This window comes from Enterobacter sp. A103, from assembly GCF_034427535.1.
GTDB classification, from domain to species: domain Bacteria; phylum Pseudomonadota; class Gammaproteobacteria; order Enterobacterales; family Enterobacteriaceae; genus Enterobacter; species Enterobacter asburiae_B.
The window spans coordinates 818,610-844,578 of sequence record NZ_JAXQPQ010000001.1 but is presented as its reverse complement, the minus strand read 5'-3'; the positions used below and the strand labels follow the sequence as shown (position 1 = coordinate 844,578).

Here is a 25,969-nt window from a genome sequence, read left to right as displayed (position 1 = left end):
GGACTCGCACTTTTAAACGTAAAATAAAGAATAAATATTAACCTATTTTCTAAGTTAATTGGTGCGTTTTTATAATTGATGCGATGAATTAGAAAGAGTTAAATAATCTTGAGATTATTAAGAATTATATATTCAGCGAGGAAGGGGGAGATATTACTGAATGATGACATAATTTGTAGGCCGGGTAAGCGCATGCGCCACCCGGCATCACGGTAAGACTTACAGCCCTTTCTTATCCATCCACACCGCCAGATCCACCAGACGGTTTGAGAAGCCCCACTCGTTGTCATACCACGCCAGGATCTTCACCATGTTCCCGCCAATCACCAGCGTGGAAAGCCCGTCGATAATTGAGGAGCGTGGGTCGCCCTGGTAATCGCTGGAGACCAGCGGTTCATCGCTATAGCCCAGAATGCCTTTCAGAGGCCCGCTGGCGGCCGCGTTGCGGAACGCGTCATTCACCTCTTCGGCGGTTACGTTACGGCTCAGCGTTACCGTTAAATCCACAATCGACACCACCGGCACCGGCACGCGCAGGGAGTACCCGGTCAGTTTGCCGTCCAGAGAGGGGATCACTTTCCCCAGCGCTTTTGCCGCGCCGCTGGAGTAAGGCACAATCGACAGCGCCGCCGCGCGCGCGCCGCGCAGATCTTTCTCCGGCTGATCGTGCAGCGCCTGGCTGTTGGTGTAGGCATGCGTGGTATTCATCAGACCATGCTCAATCCCGAACTGCTGATGCAGAACCTGAGCGGCCGGCGCCAGGCCGTTCGTGGTGCAGCTCCCGTTACTCACCACCGCGTGACGGGCGGGATCGTACTGCTCGTGATTAACCCCCATCACAATCGTCAGGTCGTCGTTCTTCCCGGGGGCGGAAATGATGACGCGCTTGGCGCCGCCGTGAGTGATATGCACCGCCGCTTTTTCCCGCTCGGTAAAGAAGCCGGTGGCCTCAATCACCACGTCAACGCTGACGTCACGCCACGGGATATTCGCCGGATCGCGTTCGCTAAATACGGCGATCCGCTGCCCGTCTACCTGCAGCGCGCCGTCTGCCGCTTCAACCGGGGCGGGAAGCTTGCCCAGAAGGGAATCATGTTTCAGCAGGTGGGCGAGGGTTTTACTGTCCGTCAGATCGTTAATGGCCACAATCTGCAGATCCGGGTTACCCAGCGCCGCGCGCAGGAAATTACGTCCGATACGGCCGAAACCGTTAATACCGACCTTAACCATGGTGCACTCCTTATCTCTGTTGTCTGGAGTCACTGTAGGCGTCGGGCCGGTTGGCGTAAACGACAAAAAAGGATCAGATTACGCCATCTTGCGGCAGTGGAAGCGCTGGCGGTACTCGCCGGGCGTGAGGTGAAGCTGTTTCTCAAAGATGCGGCGCAGGTTAATGCTGGTGCCAAACCCGCTTTGCTCGGCAACGCGTTCAAGGGAGTCATGGGTCTGCTCAAGCAGCTGGCGGGCCGCGGCCAGACGCGCTTCGGTAACGTAGCGGGCCGGAGAAACTCCCGCGTCGCGGGTAAACACGCGGGTGAAATTACGCGGGCTCATCGCCGCTTTCTCGGCCAGATTTTCCACGCACAGGTCGGCGGTGAGGTTCTGCAGGATCCAGGTTTGCAGTTCGCTTATCGGGCCCGATGTGCCGGGCTGCTGCAGGCTGTAACGGCTGAACTGCAGCTGGCCGCCGGGACGGCGCAGGTACATCACCATATCCTGCGCCACGTCGCGGGCGAGGGTAAATCCGTAGTCGTCTTCCACCAGCGCCAGGGTCAGATCGAACCCGGAACTCACGCCGCCCGAGGTCCAGATGGGGCCATCCTGAATATACAGCGGACCGCCTTCGACGTGGATAGCGGGATACTGGGCTTGCATCGTCTCCAGCAGGCGCCAGTGGGTGGTCGCGCGGCGACCGTCCAGCAGGCCGGTCTGGGCCAGCAGCATCGCGCCGCCGCAGATAGAGGCTACCCGCCGGGCGTGCGGCGCAGCGAGGTGCAGCCAGTCCACCACCGCCGTGCTCTCCTGCTCGTTCATGCCGCGTCCGGTGATGATAATGGTATCCAGCGGTTCACGCGGGTCCAGCTCCGGCAGGCGATAGTCCGCCAGCAGATTCAGGCCGGACTGGCCGTGGATCACCTGGTGAGGCTGCGTGGTGGCGATGATAATCCGGTAGCGGGGCTGCGCAAGACCTTCCGGATGCAGCCGGTTGGCCTGCATCAGAATATCGGCGATACCGGCGGCTTCAAACAGCATGCCGCCGTCGGGAACAATAATCAGGATCTTCTTCATGTCCTGAAAAGTACCTTTATCACAGAATAAGTCAAGCGACGCGTGCGCCCCACGTTTCTGGCAAAGCAAAGCGATTTAAGTTGTTTGTTATTTCAGTCGTTATCCCCGATCGTCAGAGAATTATCTCTGGCGAAACGGCGTCTGAAGGAATGGGTCAACGAAGCTCCCTCTATTTACATCCGCAACAACGCGAACAAATCCGCCATCTTGCATCGGGTTTTTTATGGCGCAGCGAACTGCCCACGTGGCTGTTGATTATCATGATTTATGCAGGCTGGTTTGCCACGCTGGCGTTCTGGCAAACGCTTGGCCTGCTGCCCGCCACGCTGCTGCTGATCGGGTTTACCGCCTGGTACATGTCCCTGCAGCATGAGCTGATCCACGGGCACCCCACGCGTTTTGCCTGGCTCAACCAGCTGTTCGGCACGCTCCCGCTGGCGGTCTGGTATCCGTATGGCCTGTACCGGGACTCCCATCTCGTCCATCATCGGCACCATAGCCTGACCCATCCGGTGGATGACCCGGAGTCATACTATTTTACCGACGAGAGCTGGGCGCGCTTTTCCCCCTGGCAGAAACGTATGATTCGGGCGCGGAATACCTTCGCCGGGCGGCTGATGCTGGCCCCGCTGCTGGATATCCTTCAGACGCTGGGCAGCGCTGCGGCGGCGTTTCGTCACCTTCAGCCGCGGGCAATGTCAATGTGGCTGGTTCACGTTTTGCTGCTGGTGGCGCTCTTCGCCTGGATGACGCGTACCGGTTTTTCACCCGTCTGGTTTGTGCTGGCCGTCAGCTATCCGGCGCTGGCGCTGACCAAGGTCCGATCGTTTTTCGAACATCGCGCGGCGGACGACCCGCTGGCGCGCTCCGTCATTAACGAGGCCGGGTTATTCTGGCGGGTACTGTTTTTGAATCTCAACTACCATTCAGTGCATCACGATCTGCCGGGCGTTCCCTGGTACGGGCTGAAGGCCATCTACCAGCAAAACCGGGAGGCGTACCAGCAGCGAAACCACGGTTTTCTCGTCAGGGGCTATGGTGAATGGCTGCGTCAGTTCTGGGTGAGACCCGTCGACGTCACCGTTCATCCCGCAAAACAACAGGGGGAAGGGTATGAGTAACCTGCTGGCGTTTCCCATGTATGCCGTGGATCGCGCCGATACCCGCGCGCTCTGGCTGGCGGTAAAGGGGCTGTTGGCCGCGCGCGGTGTGTTCGTCGATCGTGACCCCGGCTGGCCGGAGTCTGACCTGCTGAACCACTGGCAACAGCCTGCGCTTATCCTCAGCCAGACCTGCGGTTATCCGCTGGTCACGCAGCTCCCGGACGTGCAGGTGGTCGGCTGTTTTCACTACACGGCACCGGGCTGCGAAGGGATCCAGTACCGCAGCTTTCTGGCGGTGCGCGAGGAGGATCGGCACCTCACCCTGGCGGATTTTCGCGGACGCCGGGCGGTTTGTAATTCCCCGGATTCCCAGTCCGGCTACAATGCGCTGCGAAAAATAGTGGCTCCCCTGGCGAGCGGCGGTCCCTTTTTCGCGCAAGCGTCCTTCAGCGGCAGCCATCGCCAGTCGCTGACTGATGTGAAACGCGGGGCGGGGGATATCGCGGCCATCGACTGTGTGACCTGGGCACTGCTGCAGCGCCATGAGCCGGAACGGCTTGCGGGGCTGGCGGTCATTGACCGCACCCCGCTGACGCCGGGACTGCCGCTGATTACCTCGCCTAACACCTCGCCTGAAACGCTTAACGCCATTCGCGATGCACTCCACGAGCTGGTGGATGCGCCGGAATACCGGGAGGTGCGCGACGCGGTGCTGATCGACGGTTTTAGCGTAGTGACGCGCGAGGCCTACGCCTCATTGTCCGCGTGATAAATCTCCTGCGCGTCGGTAAAACAGCGCAGCGCCAGCGAGGAGACGGGCTTCTGCCTGCGCATAATCAGGCCGACGGGAGCCTCAATGTTCGCGTCGGCGATGGGGACAATCCTGAAGTTGCTGTTCAGTGCCTCCAGCCCGTTGTTCAGCGGCATCACGGCGCAGCACACGCCGCTCTGAACCGCCTGAATGATCTGGAACGTCGAGTCGCTCTCGAAAACGGACGTGGGTTCGATGCCGGCAGATTTAAAGCTGGCCTCCATATGCGCCCGGTAGTGCATCCCTTTGGTCAGAAACCCCAGCGGAAAATCCGTCAGGTCGTGCCACGTCAGCGCTGCCTGGCCGAGCTGGAAATGGCGGACGTCGTGCAGCAGGCCCATCTTCGTTTTTGGCAGCTGGATAATGTCAAACAGGCTGGTGTCGATGCTGTTGAGGTAGCAAATTCCCAGCTCAAGCTGATTGCGGCTGACGCCGTCGGCAATCTGCGCTGAGGACATGGAATAGAGGCTGTAGGTCAGCTCCGGGTATTTTTGCGTCAGCAGACGAATAAAGATCATCGGATCCACGCTCGCCAGCGGCACCATCCCCAGACGTAATTCGCCCACCACCTGACCTTTACACAGCGCGGCTTCTGCCTGTAGCCCGTCATGCGCGGCAAGCAGGGCGCGGGCCCACGCGAGGATGCGTTCCCCCTCCGGCGTAAACCCTTCAAAGCGCTGCCCGCGCACGATCAGCACCAGCCCCAGCTCCTCTTCCAGGCTGCGGATGCGCATGGAGAGGGTCGGCTGGGTGACGTTGCACTGCGAGGCCGCTTTACCAAAGTGCCGGGTCTCGTCGAGTGCGATTAAATATTTTAACTGTTTAATATCCATCATTATTTCTGCGCGAGCAGCCTTACAGCATGCGGATCTCTTTCGAGCGCAGGGTGATGCGAACCGGAACGGATTTATACGACGGCGTACCGCTGTCCTTATCCAGATAATCAAGCGGTACCAGCACGTTGGCCTCCGGGTAATAGGCGCCGACGGTGCCCGGCGCGATGCTGTACGCCACCACGGTAATGTCCTTCAAACGCTGGACGCTGCCGGGGAGGGCGGTTTCGATATCCACGCGGTCGCCGTGTTCCAGGCCTGACTGCGCCATATCGTCTTCGTTCATAAACAGCACGTCGCGGCGGCCAAACACGCCGCGGTAGCGGTCGTCCAGGGCGTAAATGGTGGTGTTGTACTGGTCGTGGCTGCGCAGCGTGATTAACCGCAGAACGTGCTCACCTTCGCCGCTGGCGTTCTCGTGAACGCCGTCGAACACCGAGAACATCGCTTTCCCCGTCGCCGTTGGCCAGATGCGTTGCGTCGGCGGCAGCGGCATACGGAAGCCGCCGGGAACGCGGATCCGCGCGTTGTAGTTCTCAAAGCCCGGAATGGTCTGCTCGATCAGATCGCGGATCCGGTCGTAATCTTCTACCAGCGTCAGCCAGTCCACGCGGGTTTCCGGCAGCGTGGCTTTCGCCATGCCGGCGACGATAGCGGGTTCCGAACGGAGCAGCGGCGAGGCGGGCTTCAGCTTGCCGGACGAGGCGTGCACCATCGACATGGAGTCTTCGACGGTAATGGACTGACGGCCGGTGGCCTGGAGATCCAGCTCGGTGCGGCCGAGACACGGAAAGATAAAGGTCTCTTTGCCCACCAGCAGATGGGTACGGTTGAGCTTGGTCCCGACGTGCACGCTCAAATCCAGGTTACCCATCGCCGGAAAACCCCGCTCGTGATCGGGCATCGCGACGGCAAAATTACCCCCGAGGCAGATGAGCGCCTTCGCGCGGCCGTCGATCATCGCCTGCGTGGCCTGCACCGCATCGTGTCCGTGGTGAGAGGGCGGCTCAAAGCCGAAAACGTCCTTCAGACGGTTCAGGAAGGCCGGGGTAGGCTTCTCGCTGATCCCGACGGTGCGGTTCCCCTGAACGTTAGAGTGGCCGCGCAGGGGGCAGATTCCCGCGCCGGGCTTGCCGATGTTTCCGCGCAGCAGCAGCAGGTCGGCAATCAGGCGGACGTTCGCCGTGCCTTTATTGTGCTGGGTAATACCCATCCCGTAGGTAATGATGGTGGCATTTGATTTCGCATAGGCGTCGGCCACCTTCCCGAGTGCCGCCCGATTCAGGCCCGACTCGCGCTCGATCTCGTCCCAGCGGGTTTGCGCGATATCGGCGGCGAAGTCCTCAATGCCCTGGGTGTGTTCGGCAATAAACGCATGGTCGAGCACGTCACCGCGTTCGGCCTCCATTTCCAGCAGATGTTTGGCAATGCCTTTCAGCGCGGCGGCATCGCCCCCGGCCTTCACCTGGAAATAGGTCGAGGCGATATCCGTGGAGCCGTAGGTCGCCATTTCAATCACGCTTTGCGGGTCGGCGAAACGTTCGAGGGCGCGCTCGCGCAGCGGGTTAAAGACGATAATCGGCACGTTGCGGCGGGCCAGCTCATGGAGCGTCCCCATCATTCGCGGATGGTTGGTGCCGGGGTTGTGGCCGATGGAGATCACCAGCTCGGTCTTATCGAAGTCGTCCAGCGAGACGGTGCCTTTCCCGATGCCAATCGAACGCGGCAAACCGACGCTGGTGGCCTCGTGGCACATATTCGAGCAGTCGGGGAAGTTATTGGTGCCGTATTCGCGAGCGAACAGCTGGAACAGATACGCCGCTTCGTTAGAGGCGCGTCCGGAGGTATAGAACTCGACCTGGTCCGGTTCGAGCCCGCGCAATACTTCGCCGATGCGTTGAAACGCCTCTTCCCAGTCGACGGGCCGGAAGGTATCGCTCGCCCGGTCGTAGCGCAGGGGATGCGTCAGTCGACCGTAGCCTTCCAGTTCAAAGTCCGATTTTGCCAGCAGCGAGGAGACGCTGTTTTCGGCCAGAAACGCGGGAGTAACGCGTTTGCTGGTGGCTTCCCAGGTCACGGCTTTGGCGCCGTTCTCGCAGAACTGGAACGTCGACTTGTGTTCTTTATCCGGCCACGCGCAGCCCGGGCAGTCGAAACCGTCAGGCTGGTTGGTGCGCAGCAGCGTGGCGGGAGCATCAAGGGTATCCATTTGGGTACGTACCGCGATGGCCGTCGCTTTTAACGCGCCCCAGCCTCCGGCAGGACCGTCATAGTGTCTGATACCCGGCACCGAGCGTCTTTTCTTATTCATACCCACTCCTGATTTCTTCGGTCACACAACGTCTGAACCCATAAAAACGCTGCAAAGGACAATAAGTGAAAGCAATGACGGCCGGATGGCTATGCGCATACGGTGTTGAAAAATGCTTTATCTTAAATTCGTTTTATTACAGCGATTTATCAGATCTGATGTTTAAATATTTAAAGAAATTATAACGAAATTTTATCATTTTAATAATAAATCTTATCTATCACACGGTAGGCAAGATAGATGAGGCGAGCAGGAGAGGGTGTAGCAACAATAAAATTTCGAATGAAGGCTGTGGGCGGCAGCAATAAACACGGGTCGCTGCTGGCGGGCTGTTGCGAGCATTTTTGGCGGCGATAATGTCAGGATGGTTAACTCAGGCTTAATGATTAAAGGATAAAATTCAGGCCTGGTTGGGTAATTGTCGCAACGCGAAATATAAAGTTATTTTGAGGCGTAAAATTAACGTTGTGCAACATAAGTGAAATAGTCACATTCACGTTAACACGTGCATTCAATATTAAAGTTACCCTGATAGTGCAACAAATAATTCATCTTTCATATATTCTGCAGACCTCACCAATACGCGAATTCTACTAATTATGGTAGTGGCGATAATAGCCGTATTGCGTTAATGAAAGTGGTTCTCTTTTGTGTTTTTTTTGTTTATAAAACAAATGATTACAATGTTGTGTGGCTAAGAAATAAAAGGGCGTAGGTCATATCGGGTTTTTTCATAGGATTAATCCTATAATTTTCCGACTGCTTCATTTACCAACAGTTACGTACCGGTAAATATTGAATTGAGACGAAGCTCATGTAAACTTGTTTACCGTTTGTCAAAATATGTCAGGAAGACACTGGGCCTTATTCTGAAGGGCTCGTGCGGTAGCTATGCCCTTAAAATAGTAACGCCCCGAAAATATCCTGGCTATTTTAACAATAGCACCTAAGTCAAACTTCACTCCCTTATCTTCATCATCGAAATATCGCTACGGAAAAGCATATGAAAATGCGCGTACTGTTTTCACTTCTGTTTGTAATGGCGGTGGCGGGCTGTAAAGCGCCGCAGAAACCTGTGATCAACGACGATACGATCGAGACCAGCCAGGTCAACGGCGTGACCTTAACCCACCGTCACGCTGTGACGCCGCCGGCGGAGTTCAACCCGGTCAACGAACCGTATCGCGCCATGTATCCAGCCTCCCTGATGAGCCGTCCTGACTTCGGCGGCAAAGTTATCCGCACTCTCGACACCGGAAAAACGTACGTGGTGCTGGGTCAGGTTGAACACTACTGGATGGCGCTTGCCGATGAAGGTAACGATCAGCTGATTGGTTACGTCCCGATGCGCGCCGTGATCAAGGCCGACCTGTACGATGCGGCCGTGCGTAAACAGGCCATTCGCCCGAAGGCGCGTAAAAAAGCGACCTGTGTCGACGTCGACGGCAACAGCAAAGCCTGCAAAGACAGCGCTAACGGTACCTGGATCCTGAACTAAACGGCTTGCATGAGCGCATTTTTATGAATAATAAAAATTTTCATAAGCTGTGGTTATTCTTTTACGCGGTGATTTTCGCCCTGGTCAGTGGTTGTACGTCGTCTTCACACAGCGACCCCTCCCGCTACAATCTGCAGTTTCAGGCTCATCCACAAATCAATGAATCTGCGCCGCTTAAGGTCCGGGTGCTGCTGCTGAAATCCGATGCGGATTTCATGTCCAGCGACTTCTACTCTCTGCAGAACAACGCGTCAGCCACGCTTGGCGCGAATCTGCTGAACAGCGACGTGTTCTTCCTGATGCCGGGACAGCTGTCCAAAACCCTCAGCGGGCAAAGCTCTCCGGAGGCCCGCTACATCGGCGTGATGGCGGAGTATCAGATGCTGGATGGCAAAAAATGGCGCGTTTCACTCCCTCTGCCTGTGCCTGGCGAAAATCATATCTACCAGTTCTGGAAATGGTCCGCGGATGAACTTCAGGCCAACGTTTTTCTCGACGTGAACGGCATTCGGGTCATCAGCCAGTAACGCGCTTCAACACAGGAAACACATCATCATGACGAAAGCAGAAAAGGTCGTCTGGACCGAAGGCATGTTCCTGCGTCCACACCATTTTCAGCGGACTGAAAGCTATCTGCTCAACCATGTTCGTGAATGGGGTGCGCTACAGCGATCGTATCTCTGGGGCTTTCTTGACGTTGAACTGGATGAAGCGATGCTTCGTCAGGGATGCATTGCCCTGAGCTACTGCAGTGGCTTGCTGCCGGACGGCACCTTTTTCCAGGTGCGTAACGGGCGCAACGGTCCTGCACCGCTGAAAATTCCTGACAATCTCACCAACGAAAAGGTGGTGCTCGCGCTGCCGGTTCGTCGTGGCGAGAGAGAAGAGGTGATTTTTAGCGAAGAGCCGGCCTCGCTGGCGCGCTTCATCGCTTTCGAGCAAGAGGTGGAAGACGACAACGCCATGTCGGTGGGGGATGCCACCGTCCAGTTTGGCCGCCTGCGTCTGACCCTGATGCTGGAAAAAGACCTCACGGCGGAATGGACCGCTATCGGCGTGGCGTTTGTGACGGAGAAACGTAACGACAACCACGTGCGGCTCGATAACAGCTACATTCCGCCGATGCTCAACGCCAACAACAGCCCGCAGATCTACAGCATGATCAACGATCTGCACGGTCTGCTGGTCCAGCGCAGCCAGCAAATTGGCGGTCGTCTGCGCCAGCCTGGCCGCTTTAACACCTCCGAACTGATTGAGTTCACGCTGCTGTCGCTGGTTAACCGTCATCTGGGCGAGGTTTCTCATTTAAAAACCCTCCCGCTGCTGCATCCGGAAACGCTCTGGCGCAGCTGGCTGCCGTTTGCGACCGAGCTCGCCACCTGGACGTCGCAGCGTACCGCCGAAAGCGTGCTGCCGATTTACGATCATGACGATCTGGCTAACTGCTTCAGCAAACTGATGCTGATGCTGCGTCAGGGGCTGTCGCTGGTGATGGAAGACCACGCGATTCAGCTGCCGCTTAACGAACGCTCTCACGGCCTGAACATCGCCACGGTGCCTGAAACCAGCATGGTGCGCGAGTTCGGCTTCGTGCTGGCGGTAAAAGCCAACGTGCCAGGCGAACACCTGCAAACCCATTTCCCGGCGCAGATGAAGGTCGCGCCGGTCTCGAAAATCCGCGATCTGGTTCAGCTCCAGCTGCCGGGCATTATGCTGCGCGCCATGCCGGTCGCGCCGCCGCAGATCCCGTGGCATGCCGGCTACAGCTACTTTGAACTGGAGAAGGGCAGCGAGCTGTGGCACGAGATGGATAAGTCCGGCGCATTCGCCCTGCATCTTGCAGGGGAGTTCCCGGGGCTGGATATGGAGTTTTGGGCCATCCGTAGCCCGACAGAATAATAAAGCGAGCGCTTAATATGCAGGAACGACAGGACACCGGCAGTGATGCCGCGTTTACCGGAGCCAGTAGCAACAATCAGCTGGTGGCGGCCGCCAATCCGCTGCTCAACGCGATTCCGCAGATCCGTCATTCGGTCTCCCATGACGATCAGGTGGCGTTACGCCAGCGTCTGATCGATGAGATTCGCCGTTTCGAAGTCCGCTGTCAGCAGGCGGGGCTGCCCTACGAAGTGATCGTCGGGGCGCGTTACTGCCTGTGTACGGCGCTCGATGAGGCCGCCGCGCTCACCCCCTGGGGCAGCAGCGGCGTCTGGTCAAGCAACGGTCTGCTGGTGACGTTCCACAACGAAACCTGGGGCGGCGAGAAGTTCTTCCAGCTGCTGGCGCGCCTGTCGCAGAACCCGCGCGAGCATATCCTGCTGCTGGAGATGATCAACTACTGCCTGCTGCTGGGCTTCGAAGGACGCTATCGGGTGCTGGATAATGGCCGCACGCAGCTTGAAACCATCAAGCAGCGGCTGTGGCAGATGATCCGCGGCGTGCGCGGCAGCTATCCGCCGCCGCTTTCTCCCCATCCGGAAGATCGTCCGGTACTGCGCAAGCTCTGGCGGCCGATGGTTCCCCTGTGGGCCTGCGTGGCGCTGGCCGGGTTTATCGCCTGCCTGTTTTATATCGTGCTTAACTGGCGCCTTGGCGATAACACCAACCCGGTGCTGGCGAAGATTTACCAGTCCCAGCTGCCGGAAACCACTATTCAGCAACCGGCCCGTCAGCTTCCGGCGGTGCTGAACCTGCGCGGCTTCCTGAAGCCTGAAATCGAGGCGGGCCTGGTCGCGGTGAAAGACGAAGCGGATCGCAGCGTCGTGATCCTGAAGGGCGACGGGCTGTTTGCCTCCGCCTCTACCGTCGTGCGTGACCGCTATGAACCGGTCATCAACCGCATTGCGCAGGCGATGAATAACGTCAGCGGCAAAATTCTGGTGGTGGGCTACAGCGACAACGTGCCGATCCGCAGCGCGCGCTTTGCCTCGAACTATGAACTCTCTCTGGAACGCGCCCGCTCGGTACAAAAAATGCTGCAGGGAAGCCTCTCTCAGCCTGGCCGCGTGAAAGCGGAAGGGCGGGGCGAGATTAACCCGGTGGCGCCGAACACGACGCCTGAAAACCGCGCCCGTAACCGCCGTGTGGAAATTACTCTGCTGGTGTCGCCTGAAAACACTCAGGCTGAGCTGAACGGATTGCCGCAAGGAAACTAAGGATGCTGACTACACTTCTTTCCATTTTGACCAACCGCATTCTGTGGAGCTTCCTCGGCGTAACGGCGCTTGCGGCGGTGATCTGGATGATTGGTCCCCTGTTGTCCATCGTGGACACCCGACCGCTTGAGTCTGAGCAGAACCGCATTATCAGCATTGCCGTGGTCTATCTGCTCTGGGCGCAGGGCCACATTCTGCCGCGCCTGTACAATGCCTGGCTGAACCGCAAGCTGATGGACAAGCTCAAAGAGAACACCGCCAGCCCGGAAGCGGCGGATCCGCAGAAGCGGCTGAACAGCGAGGAGCAGATCCTCGCCAGCCGCTTTGATGAAGCCGCGCAGATGCTGAAAAAAGCGCACTTCAGCAAAGCGGGCCAGGGCGCCCAGTGGACGCAGCGCTTCAGCACGCAATATCTCTATCAGCTGCCGTGGTACGTCATTATCGGCGCGCCGGGCTCCGGCAAAACCACGGCGCTGGTCAACTCCGGGCTGCAGTTCCCGCTGGCCGATCGCTTCGGTAAAACCGCGCTGCGGGGCATTGGCGGCACGCGTAACTGCGACTGGTGGTTTACCAACGAGGCGGTGCTGCTGGACACGGCGGGCCGCTACACCACCCAGGAGAGCGAGCAGGTGCAGGACGCCGGCGAATGGCTGGAGTTCATGGGGTTACTGCGCAAGTATCGCCGCCGCCAGCCGATCAACGGCGTTATCATCACCATCAGCATTTCTGACCTGCTCACCCAGTCCGCCGAGGCGTCCCGCCAGCAGGCGGTGAACCTGCGCCAGCGTCTGTCCGAGCTGCATGAACAGCTGGGTATTCGCTTCCCGGTGTACGTGATGGTGACCAAGGCCGACCTGCTTAAAGGCTTCCGCGCCTGGTTTGCCGACTACGACAAAGCGCAGCGCGACCAGATCTGGGGCTTTACGCTGCCGTGGGAGCAAACCAAACACGCCGATTACGACCTGATGGGCAACTTCCAGCAGGAGTTTTCTCTGCTCCAGCAGCGCCTCGATGCCGGGCTGCCGGAAACCATGCTGAAAGAGCATGACGCGAAAACCCGCGCCGAAGCGTATCTCTTCCCGCAGGAGTTCGCCGCGCTGCGTCCGCTGCTGGCGGATTACCTGAGCACGGTCTTCGCCCGCTCCAACTTCGAAACCGAGTTCTCTCCGCGCGGGATCTACTTCGCCAGCGGGACGCAGGAAGGTATGCCGTTCGACCGCGTGATGGGCGAACTGAACCGCGCGCTGTCGCTGCCGGAAGGGGGAGAGGCGGATAACTGGGATTCGGTCAGCAAAGAAGCGCCTATCCCGGGGGCAAAAGGCCAGAGTTTCTTCATTAAGAACCTGCTGCAAAACGTCATCTTCCAGGAAGCCGGGATCGCGGGCGAAAACCGCTGGTGGGAGCTGCGCAACCGGGCGGTGATCTGGTCTGGCTACGCGGCGCTGCTGGCCCTGTTGGTCATCCTCGGCGGTCTGTGGCTGACCAGCTATGCCAAAAACAAGGCCTATCTGGAAGAGGTGGATGCGAAGGTGCCGCTGCTGGACCAGCAGAGCAAAGCGCTGCAGAACCAGACCCAGCGTGACCTGTTCGATCTGCTGCCGCTGCTGAACGGTCTGGTGGACCTGCCGAAAAGCGACGCGTTTGATGTAAACGATCCGCCCGTCTCCCGCCGTATGGGGCTCTACCGCGGAGATGACGTCAGCGATGCCTCGCAGTCTCTGTACCAGAAAGCGCTGGATCAGATGCTGTTGCCTGTCGTCGCTATACACATCACCACCTGGCTGCGCAACGACAACGGTAGCGATGTGGAATATAGCTATGAAGCGCTGAAAGCCTATCAGATGCTGTATCAGCCGAAGCACTACGACGGCAAATTCCTGCATTCGTGGGTGATGCTCAACCTGCAGCGAAATCTGCCGCAGAACGTCACGAAGGCGCAGCTGCAGCAGCTTGAATGGCACCTGACGCAGCTGCTGGAACCGAAAATTCAGGCCTCGCCCTACGCGCAGGATGAATCGCTGGTGGCCCGCGAAAGAGCGATGATCAATCAGCAGCCGCTCTCCACGCGCGTATACGGTCGTCTTAAACGCCTGCTTGAACATGATGATAACCTCAAGCCGGTCTCCCTTTCCGACCTGGGCGGACCGCAGAGCGAGCTGGTGTTTTCACGCAAAAGCGGCAAGCCGGTGAGCGAAGGCGTGCCGGGTCTTTATACGCCGGACGGCTACTGGAAAAGCTTTAACGGCCAGATTGACAGCGTCACCACCGCCCTGCACGAGGACGACGCCTGGGTGCTGGGGGCCGCGACGGCGCAGGAAGATAAACAGCAGATCGATAACGCCGTGCGCCAGCTCTACATGCGCGACTTTATCGCGAACTGGGATCGCTTCCTCGCCGACATTCAGCTCAATAACAGCGCCGATCTCTCCCAGCGCATCAACACCGCGCGCCTGCTCTCCGGCGCAAACTCGCCTCTGCGCCGTCTGGTGCAGAACCTGAGCCAGGTCCTGACGCTGTCACGCAATGCGCCAGCGCCGGAAGATGCGGATAAAGCGCAGGCGCAGAGCAACCGCGCCACCCGCACGCTGGAAGCGCTGTTCAGCAACAATGACGCTGCGCCGACCCAGGCCGCCGCGGTCACCCAGGCGCCGGAACAGCTGGTCACCGACCACTACGCGCCGATGATTGAGCTGGCGCAGCCGCTGGAGAAGGGCGGGAAGACCATCGTGTTTGATGATTTTCTCAAGCAGGTGGATGAGCTCTATCGCTACCTGACCGCCGTCCAGGACGCGGCCAACAGCGGCATGCCGGCTCCGGGCGGAGAGGCGATCAGCCGCCTGCAGGCCAGCGCCGGTCGCCTGCCGGGCGGGCTGCAAACCATGTTCAGCAATATGGCGGTGGGCGCCAGCAGCGATACCCAGCGCCGCGACCTGGAAAACGTGCGGAAGCGGATTAACGTTGAGGTGGGCGGTTTCTGCCGTCAGGCGATCGCCGGCCGTTACCCGCTGGTGCGCAGCGCCAGCACCGAGGTCACTCCTGACGATCTCGCGCGCATGTTTGCGCCGGGAACCGGGCTGATGGACGCTTTCTTCCGCGACAATCTGACCAATAAAGTGGATACCACGCAGGCAAACTGGCGCTTTATGCCGGGCATCGACGGGAAAACGCTGCCGGGAAGTGAAGGGCTGCTGAGACCGTTCCAGCAGGCCCAGTCGATTCGCGACGCCTTCTTTGCTAATGGCGCCACGACGCCGTCCTTCAAGGTGACGGTTCGCACCGTGCGAATGGATAACACCATTCTGAACCTGACGCTCGACGTCGACGGCCAGCTGCTGCGCTACAGCCACGGTCCGCAGGCCGTACAGATCATGAACTGGCCGGGGCCTGGCGGCACTAACCAGGTACGCATGCAGCTGGGGCTGGCGAACGGCAGCACGGCGACGCTGGTCACCAACGGTGCCTGGGCGCTCAACCGCTTCTTCGATAAAGCGAGCACCAGCCCGGGCGCGGGTAGCCTGAGCCGTCAGGCTACCTTCAACGTCGACGGACATCAGGTCACGCTGGAGTTTGCGCCAAACAGCATTCGTAACCCGTTCCAGCTTCCCCGTTTCTCATGCCCATAACCGCAAGGACAGCCGTATGACGAATACCCCTGCGATGAACCGCTACAGCTGGTATGGCAAATTACCTAGCGCCGGAGATTTTTTGCAGCGTCGCTTTCCTGACACTTTACAGCGCCAGTGGTCACACTGGTTCCAGGTCGGCCTGCTGGCCTGGCAGCAGGAAGAGCAGCGCAGCGGCGAGCGCCAGTTTAACAAAGCGCCAGTCTGGAATTTTGTGGTGCCGCCTATGCTTGGCAGCCAGATGATCCAGATGGGCTGTCTGCTGCCCGGCCGCGACAGCGTTGGCCGCCAGTACCCGGTTTGCCTTCAGCTGAGCTTCGCCCCGTCAGAGTGGTCGACCAGCCTGCTCAGCCAGGCCGAAAGCTGGTACCAGCAGATTGGGCGCCTGGGGCTGCACGCGGTGCGCAACAGTTTTTCCGCCTCGCAGCTGGATGAGATGCTGATGACCATTCCGGCGCCGCAGCCCGTCGAGCCGCAAAAGCGTTCCGACATCCTTGATGTGATTGGCTATGACGAGGACGGGCAGAGCACGCTGGGCTGGCCTCAGGCGGCCGAGTGTTTTGATCCGCTGCGTCAGACCAGCTACTGGTGGACCAACCGCTGCGACGGCTACCCGCTGTACACCCACGTACACAGCGGGAACTTTACCGGGCAGCTTTTCACCCTGCTGTTCGACCCGGCAGGGGGCGCCCGTCCGGGGCGTCACGGTCTCTATCCGCCCATGTTTGAATAAGCAGGGATCTCATGAATATCGAAGAATTTCTCGCGCCAATCAGTCCCGAAAAACCCTGCGGGGAAAACCTGGAGTACGACGCCGACTTCCAGATCATGAATCAGGCAAGTCTTGGGAAAGCGGAACAGCAGTTTGGCGACACCATTATCCCGGCAGAGCCCGCTGACTGGAACACGGTGGAAAAATACGCCACCAGCCTGCTGACCCGCACCAAAGATCTTCGCGTACTGCTGGCGTTAACCCATGCCTGGACGCGCCGCCGCGGGCTGGCGGGCTACGCGGACGGATTGTTGCTGGTGCAGGAGGCGATCGCCCGTTACTGGGAGACGCTCTATCCGCTGCTGGAAGAGTATGGCGAAACCGATCCGTTCTATCGCATTAACGCCCTGGCAGGGCTGAGCGATAAATCCGACCTCACCGTCGCCGTGCGAAACGCCTCGCTTCTGCGTTCAAACGGCGATGAAATTTCGCTCCGGGATGCCCAGGCCCTGCTGGACGGCAGCAAGACGGAATGCCCGGACTATCCCGGCGGCCGTCCACGGCTGATTGACGAGCTGGCCCGCGGCGACCAGCCGGGAACCGCAGCGGTTATCGTCATTAACGAACGTCTGCTGGCGATTCGCGAGCTTCTCACCGGGCATCTCGGTGAAAGCGGCGTGCCCGAGATGGAACAGCTGCTGAAAACCGTCGGGCTGGTCGCCAGCGCGTGTCAGGTAACCGACATCAGCAAGCTGCTGCCGAACCGTGAGGCGCAGGCAGAACCCCAGGCCGAGCAGCAGTCGACGGCAGCGCAGCCCGTTCAGCCGGTCGCCGACTGGCGCAGCGTGCAGATCACCAGCCGCGCCGACGCGCAGCTGATGCTGGAAAAAGCGAAGCAGTATTTTGCGCAGTACGAACCGAGCCACCCCGCACCGCTGATGATTGAACGGGTGCAGCGGCTGTCAGAACTTAACTTTATGGACATTATTCGCGACCTTGCGCCAGACGGCGTTAACCAACTTGAAAACATCTTTGGGCGCCGCGAATAACGCGTCCAGGCATTATGACGACAGGCATGGAGCCTGCCGTTTCACCTTCACCGCGCATCTTTGATGGAGAACATCATGGCAATGAGTAACAGTGGGCAGAAATTCATCGCACGTAACCGTGCCCCCCGCGTGCAGATCGAGTACGACGTAGAGATCTACGGTGCAGAACGTAAAATTCAGCTGCCGTTTGTGATGGGCGTCATGGCCGATCTGGTCGGCAAACCGGTGGAAAATCTGCCGGCCGTCGACGAGCGTAAATTCCTCGAAATCGACATCGACAACTTTGACGAACGCATGAAGGCGCTGAAGCCGCGCGTGGCGTTCCAGGTGGATAACACCCTGACCGGCGAAGGTAAGCTCAACGTGGATCTGACCTTCGACAGCATGGACGACTTCCTGCCGGATGCGGTGGCCCGCAAGGTCGAGCCGCTGAACAAGCTGCTGGAAGCGCGTACCCAGCTCTCCAACCTGCTGACCTATATGGACGGCAAAAACGGTGCGGAAGAACTGATCGCTAAAATTCTGCAGGATCCGACGCTGCTCAAATCCCTGAGCCAGTTGCCGAAAAATGATGAAAGCGCGAAAGGTAGCGAGGAATAATCGATGAGCAACCAGACTCAACAACACGAGCAGCAGGCGGGTCAGGCGTTCAGCCAGGATGAATTCAGCGCGCTGCTGAACAAAGAGTTCCGCCCGAAAACCGATCAGGCCCGTTCAGCCGTCGAAAGCGCGGTCAAAACGCTGGCGCAGCAGGCGCTGGAAAATACCGTCACTTTCTCCAACGACACCTACCGCACCATTCAGAACCTGATCGCCGGTATCGACGAGCAGCTATCGCAGCAGGTAAACCAGATCATTCACCACGAAGAGTTTCAGAAGCTGGAGAGCGCCTGGCGCGGTCTGAGCTACCTGGTGAACAACACTGAAACTGACGAGATGCTGAAGATCCGCTTTATGAGCATCTCCAAGCAGGAGCTGGGCCGCACCCTGAAGCGCTTCAAGGGCGTGGGCTGGGACCAGAGCCCGATCTTCAAGAAAATCTACGAGCAGGAGTACGGTCAGTTCGGCGGCGAGCCGTTTGGCTGCATCGTGGGCGACTACTACTTCGACCACAGCCCTCAGGACGTTGAGCTGCTGGGCGAAATGGCGCGCATCGGCTCTGCGGCGCACTGTCCGTTTATCACCGGTACCGCACCGGGCGTGATGCAGATGGAGTCCTGGCAGGAGCTGGCTAACCCGCGCGACCTGACCAAGATCTTCCAGAACACCGAATACGCGGCCTGGCGTTCGCTGCGTGAATCCGAAGATGCCCGCTATCTGGGCCTGGTGATGCCGCGCTTCCTGTCGCGCCTGCCGTACGGTATTCGCACCAACCCGGTCGACAGCTTTGACTTTGAAGAGCAGACCGACGGCGCGAACCACAACAGCTACTCCTGGGCGAACGCCGCGTATGCGATGGCCGCCAACATCAACCGCTCCTTCAAAGAGTACGGCTGGTGCACCTCGATTCGCGGCGTGGAGTCCGGCGGGGCGGTGGAAAACCTGCCGTGCCATACCTTCCCGAGCGATGACGGCGGCGTGGACATGAAGTGCCCAACCGAGATCGCCATCAGCGATCGTCGTGAAGCTGAGCTGGCGAAAAACGGCTTTATGCCGCTGGTTCACCGCAAAAACTCTGACTTTGCCGCCTTCATCGGCGCGCAGTCGCTGCAGAAACCGGCCGAGTACCATGACCCGGATGCCACCGCCAACGCGCGTCTGGCCTCTCGTCTGCCGTACCTGTTCGCCTGCTGCCGCTTTGCGCACTACCTGAAGTGCATCGTGCGCGACAAAATCGGCTCCTTCCGCGAGCGCGAAGAGATGGAGCGCTGGCTGAACGACTGGGTCATGAACTACGTCGACGGTGACCCGGCGAACTCCTCTCAGGAGACCAAGTCCCGTAAACCGCTGGCGGCAGCGGAGGTGCAGGTGCAGGAGATTGAAGACAACCCGGGCTACTACGCCGCGAAGTTCTTCCTGCGTCCACACTACCAGCTGGAAGGTCTGACCGTTTCCCTGCGTCTGGTTTCTAAACTGCCGTCGCTGAAGACGAAAGACGCGTGATGAAGACACGGACGCCCCCTCTCCCTTGAGGGAGAGGGCGGGGGTAAGGGGAAAATACCGCTGCGGTGGTTATTCATTTTTCCTCAAACGTCACGGTCCGTAAGAATTCAAAAAATTAATCCCCGGTAATGCCGGGCTTATTCGGTTCCAGAATAACGCCCGGTAGTAAAGGCTTCACATTCTTTCCGTTCATTCAGGGGGAATGTAAGACTGTCAAATGACACGGGTCATTTGATGTGAGGCAGAGGTAAAATATGGACGGTTTTATTCAGCCCCATGCTTTCCTGTTTGCCATATAAGTGCTTTTTCGAAAGCAATATTGTTCATCCACGAAGAGTAGATATTATGGCTATTGATATGTTTCTGAAGGTCGAGGGTGTTACGGGCGAATCTAAAGATTCTAACCACACCGGCTGGACTGATATTACCTCCTTCTCCTGGGGCGCTTCCCAGCCAGGTAATATGAGCGTTGGCGGTGGCGGCGGTGCCGGTAAAGTTAACTTCAACGACCTGCACGTTAACGCGCTGATCGACAAATCCACCACCGCTATCCTGAAACACTGCGCCAGCGGCAAACACCTGACCAAAGTTGAGCTGTCCGTCTGTAAAGCCGGCGGCCAGCAGGTGGAATACTCCCGCATCACGCTGGAAGATGTGCTGGTCACCTCTGTTCAGTACACCGGTGCTGACAACGGCGATACCGTTGGTGTGACCTATGCATTCCAGGCTGCGAAAGTGAAACAGCAGTACTGGGAGCAGACCACGTCTGGTGGTAAAGGTGCTGAAAGCAGCGCTGGCTGGAACATCAAAGAAAACAAAGAAGCGTAATTGCGTATGTGGCCGGGGAGTTTTCCCCGGTCATTATGATTGCTTCACTATTCGGCGCGTATTTGCGATGGAAAGAGCGTTAACGGTTATACCCATTGTATTATCATGTAGCGCCTGCATATCCCACCCTGCTCAGTTTCAGAGTTTAACTGTTAAGGTGGAAAAAAATGCACCCTGTTTTGGCGTTTCGAATGACACTGAACCAGGTGAGGTTGTGCTAGTTTATGAACCCTCGATATCTCGACGTGCAGGTAACGAATGGGAAAGCATCTTCTCTCCAGGAGCATTTCCTTCCAGCCGCTTTTTGAAATCTGAAGAGTGCCTACGCTGGGATAAAGTAGACTGGCAGTCAGGGGAGTATGATGTGGTATTAGAATCGAGAAATCATAATACTATTGTTCGATATGCTACTCGCTTTATTCTCAGTATAAATTCCAGAGGCGAATTATCGCTGGTTAGAATAGAATAGGAGCGTTTTCAAATGTTGATGTTTTTAAGAAAGTGTCAACCTTTGGATATTAATTCAACTCCGTTTTTATTTAAATGGGTATGCTTATTTGTGAGCGTTTTTGTAAAAATCAAAGGGAATGAATATGGCTAGCCAATCATTAGTTAATCCGGGATATTGTATTGTTCAGCAACCCGGAACCCTGGATTTCCAGACAAGGCTTTTATTCAACGATCCAAATAGTGATGCTGCACGTTATTTCATGCAGGTTAATAGTGATGTGCAGTGGTCAAAACCTGGGCAGATGTTGATTCTTGGTGCACCGGGAAGTAATAATTCTGTGCAGCTTAAGCAATTACAGCTCGCTAAAAAGAAAGTCAACGGTGCTCTGGCCGATCTTAATTCTGGTGAAGCGAATTTCTTTAATCAACATTTTAGTACCATAGCTGCAGTTACTAATTTTATGGATAAGTCCCTTGGTGTCGTTGCTGATGCAGGTGAAAAATATTTTAGTGAAATAGAAAAAAAACTTAAATCCATTGAATTGGCTTACCAGAATCAGTACAGAGCACAAGGGACATTGATAAGCCAACAGTTTTTTGTTGAACGTCAGCGCCTCTTTTCTGAGTTGGATGGTTTATTAAACAAATTGTCCCGACTGACCTTAAAGATGAAGCCCTATAACGAATTGAAGCATGCATTAGGCTTGTCAAGCAGATCCATTGTACATGAATGGAGTACAGCCGGGGTCGCCTCTATTCGTGGTTATTCAACTTATATCGATAATGCCTCTAAGGCCGCTCGTTTTCTTAAAGCGGGAGGGTGGCTTGCAATAGGTTTTGCAGGTGCAAATACCACTAATGAAGTTTACAATGCCTGCACCGTAGGACGAGAGCAGAGTTGTTCTAAAGTCGCTGTGAAAAAATACAGCAGCTTTGGTGCAAGCCTGGCAGGGGGTATTTACGGTGGTAAATACGGAGCAATGGCAGGTGCTGGTGTATGCGTTGCGCTTGGTGTTGCGACGGGGGGCGTAGGACTGCTCGCCTGCTCTATTGTTGGGGCTGCTGCAGGTGGATACGTTGGTGGCGAGATAGCGGGCGGAGCGACTGAGTATATGATGGATAAAATATGGTGAATATAGAGAATTTATCATTATTTCTTATCGTGGTTTTATTGCTGGTTGTTGTAATTATGGATTTGTTCAGTTCTCGTTATTTCAAAAAACACGAGGCTGATTATAATCGGTTACTTTCAGACTATCGGCGCAAGGGATATGATCTGGATCTTGTAACCAACTATGCTTCTTTTTTTGGTTCGCTGGCCAATTATCAAAAAATAATCTGGTTTGTTCGCCTTTATAAAGGCGTTGAAATGAAATTCACGCGTGAAAGGCTTGTTCAGGAAGATGCTTATAAATATGTACAGTCGTTACCTGAAGAAAGAATTGGTTGGATGCTAAAATTACATCGCCGTTATAAGTTACAGGCGTTAATATTCACTCTATGGCTCATTGTTGGATTATATTTTATCACCTTCATTAAATAGTTTTGATATTCAATTTCTCAAACGCCGCCGTTCTCGCCCCGAGAGCGGCAGCGTTTGAGCGCTAATCATACCAGCAGGAATACGCCATGCGATTCACGATTATTTCTACGAAACCCGGTCATCAGCCGCCGCAAAGCAGCTGTGATTTTTACGCCCCGGGCGGCACCATTGGGCGCGGTACGGATAACAATCTGGTGTTGCCGGATAATGACCGCACCATCTCTCGTCTGCAGGCCATTGTTCACGTTGACGCCCAGGGCGAATGCCGCGTGACCAACCGTGGCAGCGTCACCCGCGTGGTATTAAATGACATTCCGCTGGAGCGAGGGCGTCAGGTTGAGCTGCAGGATGGCGACATTCTCGGTATTGATGACTACCGTATCGAAGTGACCGAACTGATCCACGATACGCAACCCGTAAGCCGTATGGCGGCCAGTATGCATCAGCAGGCGCGTCCGGCAGCCGCACCCGCGCCCGCTGCGCAACCGAAGCCGGCGAGTGCCGCACCGCGCGGGAAGGCCGAGCCAACCGCCGTGCCAACGGAGATCTGGGATAGCCTGATGCAGGAGTTCTCCATCTCCGACAGCATCTCCAGCAACCGTACAAAACCGCAGCCTGCTGCATCGCACGATCCGTTCTCCCAGCCTGCGGCCCCGGAGCGTAACGCGGAAGATCCGCTGGCGATGTTCAACGACAGCGATCCAAAGCTTGAGCGTAAGAACGTTGACCCGGACACGCTGTTCAGCGACGAAGCGTTGTTCAAAAAAGAGAGTATTTTTGACGACGTCACCCCGTCAACGCTGGTGCCGCCGGGTGAGACGACCCCCGCTAAGCCAGAAGATGAGGCGACGGACGAGCTCGATCCGCTGGCCCTGTTTGGCGGTAAGGCCAGCGCGCCAGCCGCGCGTAATGACGACCCGCTCGGGCTGATGGGCGGCGCACCGTTAACCCATCCGGATGACATTCTTGCCGAAAAGCCTGCGCCAGTGCCTGAACCCGAGCAGGAAGAGGACGTGCTGGCCGATTCTCCGCTGTTCGCCCCTGAGCCGCAGGAAGAACCGCGTGCTGAAGAAGAGCCCGCGCGACCGGATTACGCAGGCTTCACCATGCCAACGCCGCAGGCCGTTGCGCGCAGCAGCGCTCAGGCACCGAAAGGCCGTCTGCGCATTGACCCGGTCAATAACGCCGCCGCCCCAAGCGCTACGGCGAACAGCGGTGAGAAGGGCGAAGTGCTGCAGGGCGAGCTGCTGGAGGCGCTGCTGGAGGGGATGGGTCTGAGCGAAATGCAGCCCGTCCCGCAGTTTGATCGTGAAAATATGCGTCAGCTGGGGCAGATCCTCGGCATGTTCTCTCAGGGGACCGTGGCGCTGCTCTCCTCGCGCTCCATCCTCAAGCGCGGCGTGAAGGCCGATATGACCATGGTGCTGGACGATGCCAACAACCCGTTCAAGCTGCTGCCGACCGGCAAAACCGTGCTGATCCAGATGTTCGGCACCCCGATGCCGGGCTTTATGCCGCCGACCAAATCCGTGCGCGACGCGCTGATCGACCTGCAGGCGCACCAGCTGGGCATGATCTCCGGTATCCGCGCCATCATTGCCGCGATGCTGCAGTCCTTTAACCCGGAACAGCTGGAAGAGCAGGCGAAGCAGAACGGGATGACCTCTCGTCTGGCGCTGCCGGGCAGCCGCAAAGCCGCCCTGTGGGACTATTTTGTGCGCAGCTATGGCGAAACGGCTGGCGAGATTGAGGATGACTTCCACACCCTGTTCGGCGAGGCCTTCCTTCATGCGTACGACATGGAGGTGAACCAGTACAAAGACTCACAGAGCGGATCGGAAGACAAATGAATATCGCAACGGCTTCTCTCTCCCGCCAGGGGACGCGCGCCAGCAACCAGGACCAGACGGGAGAAACCATAGGGGAACGTTCGGCCTGCTTTGTCGTCTGCGACGGCATCGCGGGCCTGCCGGGCGGTGAGGTGGCTGCAGAGCTGGCCCGCAACAGCATTATCTCCCGCTTCGATGGCGACAAACATCTTAACGCGCAGCATATCCGCGACTACGTGCAGACGGCGAACCGCACCATCCTCAGCGAACAGCAGGCCGTTCAGGACTATCGCCGGATGGGCACGACGCTGGTCAGCCTGTTCATTGACCGTGATTACGGCCTGGCCTACTGGGCGCACGCCGGAGACAGCCGCCTGTACCTGTTTCGCCGGGGATGGCTGTGGCATGTGACCACCGACCACAGCCTGGTGCAGCAGATGAAAGACGCCGGGCACCAGACCGACAACCTGAACAGCAATTTGCTCTATCTGGCGCTGGGAATTGAAAACGGCGGGCCGGAAGCGAGCTACAGCGACGTGGTGCAGGTTGAAGACGGCGATGCATTCTTACTCTGCACCGACGGGTTCTGGCACGGCGTTAGCGAAGAGCAAATGAAGCAGTCGCTGCATATGGTCAATACGCCGCAGGAGTGGCTGACCTTAATGAACCAAATCATTCAAAAGAATGGCGAACAGGAGGGGAATGCTCAGGATAACTATACTGCCCTGGCGGTATGGATGGGCAACCCTCAGGACACCACTTTGCTGCACACCCTCTCTGACGCAGCACAATTTCTTCCCTGCGGAACTGATTAGACACACAAGGAACGATATGAAACTTTGGCTATCGGGTTTGGCACTTTTGGCGGTCACCTCCACCGCGCAGGCTGAGAATTTCCGCATCGTGCAGTCTCCTGCGCAGAAGCTGGATATCTGGATCGACAACATCAAAGACAACACGCCGCAGAGCTGGTGTAAGCCTGAGGTGGCGCTGCGCATTGTGGCGAACGGCAAGAAGGACGTCTCCGTGCTGGAGAACTTTGTGCCGCGCCTTGGCTCCCTGCTGGAACACCAGTGCAGCAAAGTGAATAAGCTTAGCTGGACGCTCAACGATCCGGCGGGTACCACGCTGGCGCAGGGTACGGCAGGCAAAGCGCAGGACTGGGCGCTGGTGGTGAAACAGGAGCAGGCCGCGCCTGCTGCGACCGTCACCGCAACCCCGGCCAGCGGCGCGCTGCTGCCGCCGGACCAGAACGTGGCTTCCCGCACCGTCGCGGCTGACCGCACGCCGTGGCAGGAATTCACCCTGCAGGACGGCTGTCACCTGCGCACCTTCTGGGAAGGGGGCGCTTCCGCTCCGGCGCTCTTTATTCCGGATTCTGACACCACCCGCTGCGGTAACGGCAGCTGGCTGAGCGGACACACCGTGGTTTCACAGTCCCGCAACGGCGGACAGAAAGAGATGGCGGTGACGTATATCCACGGCTTCCCGGTGACGGGTCTGAATCAAAGCGCCGATCCTGAAAACGCGCTGATCACCTCCGTCAACAAAGAGCGCATGGTATTCAGCACCCCAAACAGCGACCAGAGCTGGATGATCCTGCCTTACGATAACGCCCTCAACAGCTGGAAGAGCAACGGCACCGTAGCGGTGGAGATTTCCCGTGAAATCGCCAGCGACGATGCAAAACTGCAGGCGCGTATTGCGGCGGTGAAGAAGACCTGGAGCGCCTGGGTCGCACCCGGCACGCCGCTGAATATCGTCCTGATTGACACCCTGCGTCCTCAGCTGCGCGATCCGGCCGTCGGCGCATGGCGCGCGGCGAATTAAGG

Annotated in this window: 21 protein-coding genes; 17 read left to right on the top strand and 4 right to left on the bottom strand. The window is 57.6% G+C overall.

Going from position 1 to position 25,969, the window contains the following annotated elements:
* Positions 1-219 precede the first annotated feature (219 nt).
* Entirely contained in the window at positions 220-1,230 is a 1,011-nt protein-coding gene (gap, locus tag SPH27_RS04055) for a type I glyceraldehyde-3-phosphate dehydrogenase (protein WP_039263614.1), read from the bottom strand.
* A 78-nt stretch (positions 1,231-1,308) separates the two neighbouring features.
* Positions 1,309-2,289 (bottom strand): GlxA family transcriptional regulator, encoded by a 981-nt coding sequence (locus SPH27_RS04050; RefSeq protein WP_039263613.1) that lies wholly within the window; start codon positions 2,287-2,289, stop codon positions 1,309-1,311.
* Positions 2,290-2,438: 149 nt separating this feature from the next.
* On the opposite strand from SPH27_RS04050, the gene SPH27_RS04045 reads away from it, so the two are divergent.
* Together SPH27_RS04045 and SPH27_RS04040 are read left to right on the top strand one after the other, a co-directional pair.
* Positions 2,439-3,410 (top strand): fatty acid desaturase, encoded by a 972-nt coding sequence (locus tag SPH27_RS04045; protein ID WP_182073045.1) that lies wholly within the window; start codon positions 2,439-2,441, stop codon positions 3,408-3,410.
* Positions 3,403-4,161 (top strand): phosphate/phosphite/phosphonate ABC transporter substrate-binding protein, encoded by a 759-nt coding sequence (locus tag SPH27_RS04040; RefSeq protein WP_207167527.1) that lies wholly within the window; start codon positions 3,403-3,405, stop codon positions 4,159-4,161. The genes SPH27_RS04045 and SPH27_RS04040 overlap by 8 nt, the downstream gene beginning before the upstream one ends.
* Here the strand turns inward: SPH27_RS04040 and SPH27_RS04035 are convergent.
* Together SPH27_RS04035 and SPH27_RS04030 are read right to left on the bottom strand one after the other, a co-directional pair.
* Positions 4,140-5,036, bottom strand: coding sequence for a LysR family transcriptional regulator (locus SPH27_RS04035; protein WP_182072524.1), 897 nt, complete (start codon positions 5,034-5,036; stop codon positions 4,140-4,142). The two genes, SPH27_RS04040 and SPH27_RS04035, sit on opposite strands and share 22 nt — an antisense overlap.
* 22 nt (positions 5,037-5,058) lie before the next feature.
* A complete protein-coding gene (locus SPH27_RS04030; RefSeq protein WP_182072480.1) occupies positions 5,059-7,347 on the bottom strand; it encodes an FdhF/YdeP family oxidoreductase in 2,289 nt (762 codons plus the stop codon).
* 1,003 nt (positions 7,348-8,350) lie between these two features.
* On the opposite strand from SPH27_RS04030, the gene SPH27_RS04025 reads away from it, so the two are divergent.
* The 15 genes from SPH27_RS04025 (at position 8,351) to SPH27_RS03955 (ending at position 25,967) form a co-directional block, all read left to right on the top strand.
* Positions 8,351-8,845 carry a hypothetical protein gene (locus SPH27_RS04025; RefSeq protein ID WP_033145802.1) on the top strand — a complete coding sequence of 165 codons (495 nt, stop codon included), beginning with the start codon at positions 8,351-8,353 and terminating at the stop codon, positions 8,843-8,845.
* A gap of 23 nt (positions 8,846-8,868) precedes the next feature.
* The gene (gene tssJ, locus SPH27_RS04020) at positions 8,869-9,372 is read left to right on the top strand and encodes a type VI secretion system lipoprotein TssJ (protein WP_023312162.1); all 504 of its coding nucleotides are present in this window, start codon (positions 8,869-8,871) and stop codon (positions 9,370-9,372) included.
* 28 nt (positions 9,373-9,400) lie between these two features.
* On the top strand, positions 9,401-10,744 hold the full coding sequence (gene tssK, locus SPH27_RS04015) for a type VI secretion system baseplate subunit TssK (RefSeq protein WP_024909829.1): 1,344 nt from the start codon (positions 9,401-9,403) through the stop codon (positions 10,742-10,744).
* 17 nt (positions 10,745-10,761) lie between these two features.
* Positions 10,762-12,000: a DotU family type VI secretion system protein gene (locus SPH27_RS04010; RefSeq protein ID WP_033145801.1), complete on the top strand. Its 1,239-nt coding sequence runs from the start codon at positions 10,762-10,764 to the stop codon at positions 11,998-12,000.
* 2 nt (positions 12,001-12,002) lie between these two features.
* A complete protein-coding gene (gene tssM / locus SPH27_RS04005) occupies positions 12,003-15,623 on the top strand; it encodes a type VI secretion system membrane subunit TssM (protein WP_182072482.1) in 3,621 nt (1,206 codons plus the stop codon).
* Positions 15,624-15,639: 16 nt separating this feature from the next.
* The gene (gene tagF, locus SPH27_RS04000; RefSeq protein ID WP_033145799.1) at positions 15,640-16,356 is read left to right on the top strand and encodes a type VI secretion system-associated protein TagF; all 717 of its coding nucleotides are present in this window, start codon (positions 15,640-15,642) and stop codon (positions 16,354-16,356) included.
* An 11-nt stretch (positions 16,357-16,367) separates the two neighbouring features.
* Positions 16,368-17,384 (top strand): type VI secretion system protein TssA, encoded by a 1,017-nt coding sequence (tssA, locus tag SPH27_RS03995; protein ID WP_064672691.1) that lies wholly within the window; start codon positions 16,368-16,370, stop codon positions 17,382-17,384.
* 75 nt (positions 17,385-17,459) lie between these two features.
* Positions 17,460-17,984, top strand: coding sequence for a type VI secretion system contractile sheath small subunit (tssB, locus tag SPH27_RS03990; RefSeq protein ID WP_008502644.1), 525 nt, complete (start codon positions 17,460-17,462; stop codon positions 17,982-17,984).
* A 3-nt stretch (positions 17,985-17,987) separates the two neighbouring features.
* Entirely contained in the window at positions 17,988-19,487 is a 1,500-nt protein-coding gene (gene tssC, locus SPH27_RS03985; protein ID WP_014884232.1) for a type VI secretion system contractile sheath large subunit, read from the top strand.
* 345 nt (positions 19,488-19,832) lie between these two features.
* Positions 19,833-20,315 (top strand): Hcp family type VI secretion system effector, encoded by a 483-nt coding sequence (locus tag SPH27_RS03980; RefSeq protein WP_008502640.1) that lies wholly within the window; start codon positions 19,833-19,835, stop codon positions 20,313-20,315.
* 593 nt (positions 20,316-20,908) lie between these two features.
* Positions 20,909-21,898, top strand: a complete 990-nt coding sequence (locus SPH27_RS03975; RefSeq protein ID WP_058841364.1) for a hypothetical protein — start codon at positions 20,909-20,911, stop codon at positions 21,896-21,898.
* Positions 21,892-22,308: a hypothetical protein gene (locus tag SPH27_RS03970; RefSeq protein ID WP_033145793.1), complete on the top strand. Its 417-nt coding sequence runs from the start codon at positions 21,892-21,894 to the stop codon at positions 22,306-22,308. The genes SPH27_RS03975 and SPH27_RS03970 overlap by 7 nt, the downstream gene beginning before the upstream one ends.
* A gap of 86 nt (positions 22,309-22,394) precedes the next feature.
* Positions 22,395-24,158, top strand: coding sequence for a type VI secretion system-associated FHA domain protein TagH (gene tagH, locus SPH27_RS03965; protein WP_182072484.1), 1,764 nt, complete (start codon positions 22,395-22,397; stop codon positions 24,156-24,158).
* Entirely contained in the window at positions 24,155-24,952 is a 798-nt protein-coding gene (locus SPH27_RS03960; protein ID WP_014884226.1) for a PP2C family protein-serine/threonine phosphatase, read from the top strand. Before tagH ends, SPH27_RS03960 begins: the two co-directional genes overlap by 4 nt.
* A gap of 16 nt (positions 24,953-24,968) precedes the next feature.
* Complete coding sequence (locus SPH27_RS03955) at positions 24,969-25,967, top strand: hypothetical protein (protein WP_182072486.1); 999 nt, start codon at positions 24,969-24,971, stop codon at positions 25,965-25,967.
* The last annotated feature ends 2 nt before the right edge of the window (positions 25,968-25,969 follow it).